This is a genomic window from Pantoea eucrina, assembly GCF_002095385.1.
Classification (GTDB): domain Bacteria; phylum Pseudomonadota; class Gammaproteobacteria; order Enterobacterales; family Enterobacteriaceae; genus Pantoea; species Pantoea eucrina.
The window spans coordinates 1-6,219 of the sequence record NZ_MIPP01000075.1; the positions used below are offsets into that span (position 1 = coordinate 1).

The 6,219-nt window shown below is 63.2% G+C and carries 6 protein-coding genes and 1 pseudogene; 4 read left to right on the forward strand and 3 right to left on the reverse strand.

The annotated features are described in order from the left end of the window. Both HA43_RS18140 and HA43_RS18145 read right to left on the reverse strand, forming a co-directional pair. Positions 1-258: pseudogene (locus tag HA43_RS18140) on the reverse strand (SrfA family protein); the annotation flags it as partial. 150 nt (positions 259-408) lie between these two features. Further along, positions 409-1,587, reverse strand: a complete 1,179-nt coding sequence (locus tag HA43_RS18145) for a benzoate/H(+) symporter BenE family transporter (RefSeq protein ID WP_233496294.1) — start codon at positions 1,585-1,587, stop codon at positions 409-411. Between the two features lie 95 nt (positions 1,588-1,682). Between HA43_RS18145 and HA43_RS18150 the strand changes: the two genes are divergently transcribed. Next, a complete protein-coding gene (locus HA43_RS18150) occupies positions 1,683-2,264 on the forward strand; it encodes a helix-turn-helix domain-containing protein (protein ID WP_094112301.1) in 582 nt (193 codons plus the stop codon). Then, positions 2,245-2,802 (forward strand): isochorismatase family protein, encoded by a 558-nt coding sequence (locus HA43_RS18155; protein WP_094112302.1) that lies wholly within the window; start codon positions 2,245-2,247, stop codon positions 2,800-2,802. The genes HA43_RS18150 and HA43_RS18155 overlap by 20 nt, the downstream gene beginning before the upstream one ends. A 37-nt stretch (positions 2,803-2,839) precedes the next feature. Here HA43_RS18155 and pqqU read toward each other — a convergent pair whose 3' ends face one another. Next, positions 2,840-4,948 (reverse strand): TonB-dependent receptor PqqU, encoded by a 2,109-nt coding sequence (gene pqqU / locus HA43_RS18160; protein ID WP_211279590.1) that lies wholly within the window; start codon positions 4,946-4,948, stop codon positions 2,840-2,842. A gap of 205 nt (positions 4,949-5,153) precedes the next feature. Between pqqU and HA43_RS18165 the strand changes: the two genes are divergently transcribed. Both HA43_RS18165 and HA43_RS18170 read left to right on the forward strand, forming a co-directional pair. After that, entirely contained in the window at positions 5,154-6,026 is an 873-nt protein-coding gene (locus tag HA43_RS18165) for an NAD(P)-dependent oxidoreductase (protein ID WP_094112303.1), read from the forward strand. Further along, positions 6,019-6,219, forward strand: a 201-nt coding sequence (locus HA43_RS18170; RefSeq protein ID WP_483243723.1) for a cupin domain-containing protein, incomplete at its 3' end; no start/stop codon positions are given. The genes HA43_RS18165 and HA43_RS18170, both read left to right, overlap by 8 nt.

Consider the following 6,219-nt stretch of genomic DNA (forward strand, 5'->3'; position numbering starts at 1 on the left):
CAGCTCCAGCGCCCGGCGCCGCTCGCTGTCGCTGGCGGCGAGCCAGGATTTGACCTTACCCGCGTGCGGGGCGTACCAGTCAAGGCGATCGCCGCTGTCGCTGGCTTGCGGAATAGCGAGACAGCTGGCGAGCGCATCCTGATGACGCAGCCGCAGCGTTTCGCGAATTTGCAGCGCGGAGATCCATACCGGCTGGCCGCTCTCACCCAGAGCCAGTACCGAATCCAGCTTGCCGCTGCGCAGAAAAGTTTTTGCCACTCGTTGGCCCTTATCGATGGAGGTCACGTGCAAAACATCGTGTATTGATGGCGTAAAAGTGATCTTAAGCCAAATACGGAAAATCAAAGGCGCGAAAAGAGGGGGTAAACAGGCTGTTTTTCCCCGGCTCCGGTATGAAGTGGTTACGGATTAACCGCGGCGACGAGCGGTCAGCAGCAGATGGACCAGCACGCCGCCCGCCATGCCCCAGAAGGCGGAGCCGATACCGGCCAGAGAGATGCCGCTGGCGGTGATCATCACGGTAATAATGGCGCTGTCACGCTGATCCGGCTCCTGCAGCGCGCGCTGCAAACTGCCGGCGAGGGTATTAAGCAGCGCAAGACCCGCCAGCGTCGCAATCAGCACGGCGGGCAGCGCGCCGAGCAGCGCTGCAATCAGCGCGCCGCACAGCCCGGCCAGCAGATAGAACCCCCCGGCGCAGACGGCGGCGATCCAGCGGCGCGCCGGATCGGGGTCGACCTCATCGCCCATACAGATAGCGGCTGAGATCGCCCCCACGCAGACCGAAAAGCCGCCAAACGGCGAGCAGAGCAGCGCGATGGCCCCGGTCCAGCTGGTCAGCATGGAGACCGGCGGCTGATAGCCGTGCGCCTGCAGCGTGGCGATACCGGGCGCATTCTGTGAGGCCATGGTGATAAGAAAACAGGGCAGCGCGACGCCGGTCAGAGCGGCAAGCGTAAAGTGCGGCATCACAAATGCCGGCAGGGCAAAGCTGAAGGAGTCCGGCGGCAGGATCACGCTTTGCTGAAGCAGTGTGACGCCCGCCCCGGCGATCAGCGCCAGAATAATGGCGTAGCGCGGCAGCCAGCGGCGACAGAGTAGCCAGACCAGGCACATGGTGCCGCACAGCGCGGCGTTGCTTTCCAGGCCGGTAAAGGTGCCGATGCCGTAGCGCAGTAAAATACCCGCCAGCATCGCCGCCGCGAGCGCGGGCGGAATAAAGCGCATCAGCCGGGCAAATATCCCGGTTACGCCGCTCAGCAGGATCAGCAGGTTAACCGCCACAAACACCCCGATGACCTCATTCAGGTTCAGCCCCTCCACGCTGGTCGCCAGCAGCGCTGCACCCGGCGTTGACCAGGCCGCAATAACCGGCAGGCGGGTGCGCAGCGAGAGCGCCAGCGTGGCCACCCCCATCGCCAGCCCCAGCATGGTAAACCAGCCGGCGGTCTGCGCCGGTGTGGCTCCCGCCGCCTGCGCCGCCTGCCAGATAATGGCAGCGCTGCTGCTGTAGCCGACCAGCACGGCGACAAAACCGGCGACCAGCAGCGGAATAAACGGGAGAGAGCGGGTGTCAGCCAGATGCATAGAAAACGTCCTGTTGTGCGTTATAACGCACATTGTGGCACGCGTGCCCTGCCGCGACAAGTGATACACTGGAGGGTACGCTTTCAGGAGACGATATGGATAATCTGCAACACGAGTTAGGCCAGACGCTGAAGCAGCTGCGTCAGGAGCGGGGCTGGAGCCTGACGCTGGCGGCCGCCCGTACCGGCGTCAGTAAAGCGATGCTGGGACAGATTGAGCGCGGCGAATCGAGCCCCACGGTAGCTACGCTGTGGAAGATCGTGACCGGCTTCAACGTGCCATTCTCCCGCTTTATCCACGGCAGCGCGCCACACTCCGCCAGCACCACGGTATTCAGCGAGGCCAGCGCACAGATGCAGGTTCGCCCGCTGCTGCCGTTTGATAGCCGGGTAGGGGTTGATCTGCTTGAGGTGACGCTCGCCGGCGGCGCGCAGAGCAGCTCCTCTGCCCACGAGGCCGGGGTCATTGAACAGGTGGTGGTGGTGGAGGGCGAGCTGCTGCTGGGCCTGGAGCAGGGCGCGCAGCGGCTGCGGGCGGGTGAGGCGTATCAGTTTGCCGCCGATAAACCGCACAGTTACGCGAATCCGCTCGCCACGCCGCTGCGTTTCCACAGTCTGATACACTATCTCTCTGCTAACGAACTGACGAGGAGTCCCCATGGCACTAACCACGCTTGATGCACACACCGCCCTGATTATCATTGACCTGCAGTACGGCATTGTCCGTCTGCCGGTGGCACCGCTGAGCGCTGACGACGTGATTGCGCGCGCCGGTGAGCTGGCTGGCGCGTTTCACGCGCGCAGTCTGCCGGTCGTACGGGTTAACGTCGCGGGCGGCGCGCCGGGGCGCAATGAGATGCCGCGCCATGACGCTGATTTACCTGCCGACTGGGCAGATCTGGTGCCGGAGATGCAGCCGCAAGCGGATGACATCTGCATCACGAAAAAAACCTGGGGTGCATTTCATCAGACCGACCTGCACGCGCAGCTGCAGCAGCGCGGCGTCACGCAGGTGGTGGTGTGCGGCATTGCCAGCAGCATTGGCGTAGAGTCGACCGTGCGCGAGGCGTATGCGCTCGGCTATAACGTGACGCTGGCCACCGACGCCATGACCTGCCTCAATGCGCACACGCATGAAAACAGCGTCACGCGCATTTTTCCGCGTCTGGGTGAGACCGGCAGCACCGCAGAGGTACTGGCCCTGCTGGCGGAGTAAGGCCTGCCGGTGCCTGATTTGGTCAGGCACCGGGCGGTCAGTTAAAGGTGTAGCTTACATTAAGACCGGCGCTGTAATTACGACCCGGCGCCGGTTCGTAGTAGCGTCCGTTGCTCTCATTCACAATCACCGAGCCGATATAGTGGCGATCCAGCAGGTTATCCACGCGGCCAAACAGATCCAGCGTCCAGTCGCTGATGTGCCACTTGTAGCCGCTGTTCAGACCGGCCAGCGTGTAGGCGGGCGCCCGCACGCTGTTCTCATCATTGGCCGCAATATCGCTCAGATAGCGCACGTCAGCCCCGGCATAAAAGCCCTGTTCCGGCGCATACGCTATGCCTGCATAGGCCATGTTACGCGCAATGCCCGGAATACGATGGCCGCGACAGCTCTCGTCACCGCAGGCGTTACTGCGGTAACGGGCGTCCAGCAGCGTCCACGCCGCTTTCAGCTGCCAGTCATAGCCAATCTGCTGATCGAACGCCAGCTCCAGGCCGCAGCGGCGCGTCTCACCGGCGTTTTTAAAGGTTGAGCGTCCTTCATAGCTGCCGGCTGAAACAATCTCATTGCGGGTATCGGTCTGAAACAGCGCGGCGCTGAGCAGGCCGTTGCCGAGGCGTTTTTTCGTGCCGAGTTCCAGCGTCTCGCTGGTGGCGGGCTGCAGATCCAGGTTCAGGCCGCTGGTACCGCGGGTGCGATAGGAGAGCTCATTCAGCGTGGGGGTCTCGAAGCCGCGTCCGGCGGAGAGGTAAGCGTTCCAGCCCGAATCGATAGCGTAATTCAGCGCGGCGGCCGGCAGCCAGCGGTGATAGCGACGGCTGCCGCTGTCGTCGGGATCGCTTTCGGTAACGTAGCGATCGTCCGAGGTAAAGTTCACCGTGCTGAAGCGCACGCCCGCATCCAGCGACCACGCGTCCGTCAGCTGCCATGCGCTCTGTAAATAGGGATCGAGGTTCCAGATCCGGTTGCGCTCATCGCGGCGGCGCTCGCCCTGCACGCCCAGCGTGCCGTCCGGGGTAAAGTTGCGGTAGCCCTTGCGCTTTTCCGTCATGGTCTCATAGTCGAGACCGCCGGTCAGCGTCACCGGCACGCTGAACAGCGCGTCGCGATGGGTCCAGCGCGTATCGATACCCTGATAGTGGCGCGTCAGCGCAATCACGCCGCCGGGATGACCGGGTCTGTTCTGCGCCACAACCGGAATGGACTGATACTGCGTGGTTTCACGCTCCCCGGCCCAGAGCATCAGGCTCAGGTCGTCATGCTCGCTCATCTCGCGCTGATAGCGCACGCCCGCCTGGGTCTGATCCACGCTTTTGCGGGCGTCATAGAGGGAGACGTTACTGGCAACCTGACGCGGATTATCGCGCCACTGTGCGTCGGTCAGGCCGCCCGGATCCTGCGCCTCCAGATGCACGCTGTTAAACAGCAGCGTCAGGGTACTCACCTCATCAATGCGCACGCCGAGCTTTGCGTTACCGAGGTTTTTCTGTGCGGCGCTGTGGTCGCGATAACCGTGGGTGGTAAACCGTGAAGCGGAAAGGGTGTAGCTGACGTCGCCCGGCTGCGTGCCGTCTCCCGTCGCACCGCTGGCCTTTATGCTGTTGCGCCAGCTGCCAAAGCTGCCGTACCAGCTGCCCGCTTCCAGCACAGGGGGCTGTTCGCCGCTGGCGGTTTCAACGTTAATCACGCCGCCTGATGCGTTGCCATAGAGCGCTGAAAAGGGGCCGCGCAGCACGTCCACGTGCGCCACCGAGCCGATATCGATATTCGATGTCTGCCCCTGGCCGTCCGGCATGGTAGCGGGGATACCGTCGACGTAAAGACGAACGCCGCGTACGCCAAACGTTGAGCGCGAGCCAAAGCCGCGCACCGAGAGCTGCAGATCCTGGGCGTAGTTCTGCCGGTTGAGGATCTGCAGGCCAGGCACGCTGGCGAGGTTCTCCGACAGATTGACGCGCGGCGCGGCCCGGCGCATATCCTCGCCGCTCACGACGCTTACCGCAGCGGGCGTATCGAGTTCAGAGAGGCCGCTGGCCGCGGGTGCCGCGCTGACCACCAGCGTACGCTCTGCGTTATCTGCGGCGAGCAGCGGCAGCGGCAGGAGCGCCGGCAGCAGCAGCGCCTGACGCAGTAAAGCAATATTCATAATCAAAACCGTCAGAAAAAGAGAGAAATCAGAAAAGCTCAGTGATCGGTATGTTACCGGTTATGTCATTTGATTGAAAAGCGTAAAAAACCGCGCGGATCGTGGCCGGTATGATTAAAACGTTATCGTCGCGCCACGCACCTCTGGCTGCGAACTACGCTTTCTGTCACTGTAAAGAGAAGTGCTTACATCATCAGGAGAGAAAATGCGTCAGCAACCGGTTGTAGCCGTACTGGGTCTGGGAGCGATGGGCCATGCGTTCGCCGCCAGCTTACTGAAAAAAGGGTTTCGCGTGCAGGGCTGGAATCGTACCCGGTCCAAAGGGGAAGATCTGGAGGCGGCGGGCCTGCAGCTGAGCGACAGCGCGGAAGCCGCCGCTGCGCAGGCGGATGTGGTGATCACGATGCTGGCCGATGGAGATACCACCCGCGACGTGGCGGCGCGCATCGCGCCGGTGCTGAAGCAGAATGCCACTCTGGTACAGATGGGCACCATTGGCGTCGCGGCAACCGACGCGCTGATCGCACAGATCGCCGCGGCGCGTCCCGATATCAACGTTATTGATGCGCCGGTCTCCGGCACCAAAGCGCCGGCGGAAAACGCCCAGATTCTGGTGCTGGCCAGCGGTGACCGCACGCGGGCTGAGGATGCAGAACAGGTGTTTGCCGCGATCGGCAAAGGCACGCAGTGGCTGGGCGAGGCGGGCGCCAGCTCGCGCATGAAGCTGGTGGTGAACAGCTGGCTGATTGGCCTGATGCAGAGCCTGGCAGAGAGCACGCGGCTGGCGGAGCAGTTTGGTTTCAGCACTGACGATCTGTGGCAGGTGCTGGAGGGCGGTCCGCTGGCGGCTCCCTACGCGAAGGTCAAACTCGGCGCGATTGCCAGCGACGACTACACCCCGCAGATGCAGCTTACCTGGGCGCTGAAGGATGCGAAACTGGCGCTGGAGGCGGCGGGCGAGACCCGGCTGCCGGCGCTGGAGAACATTGCGCAGCTCTGGCAGCAGGCGGTGGAGGCGGGCTACGGCGAACAGGATCTGGCCTCCGTCTACGCCTGGCTGAAGCGCGGAGATGAGTAAACAGATAAGCTTCGATTTTTCCCGGCGCCCGCTGATACCCTTTGCGCACGATTACGCGCACGGTGCCCGCGAGCCGTGGCACTATCACACCTGTGCGCAGCTGATCCATACTCTGAGCGGCGTGATACGGGTGGAGACGGCGCACGGCAGCTGGATGGTGCCGCCCAGCCGCGGGGTCTGGCTGCCAGCCGGC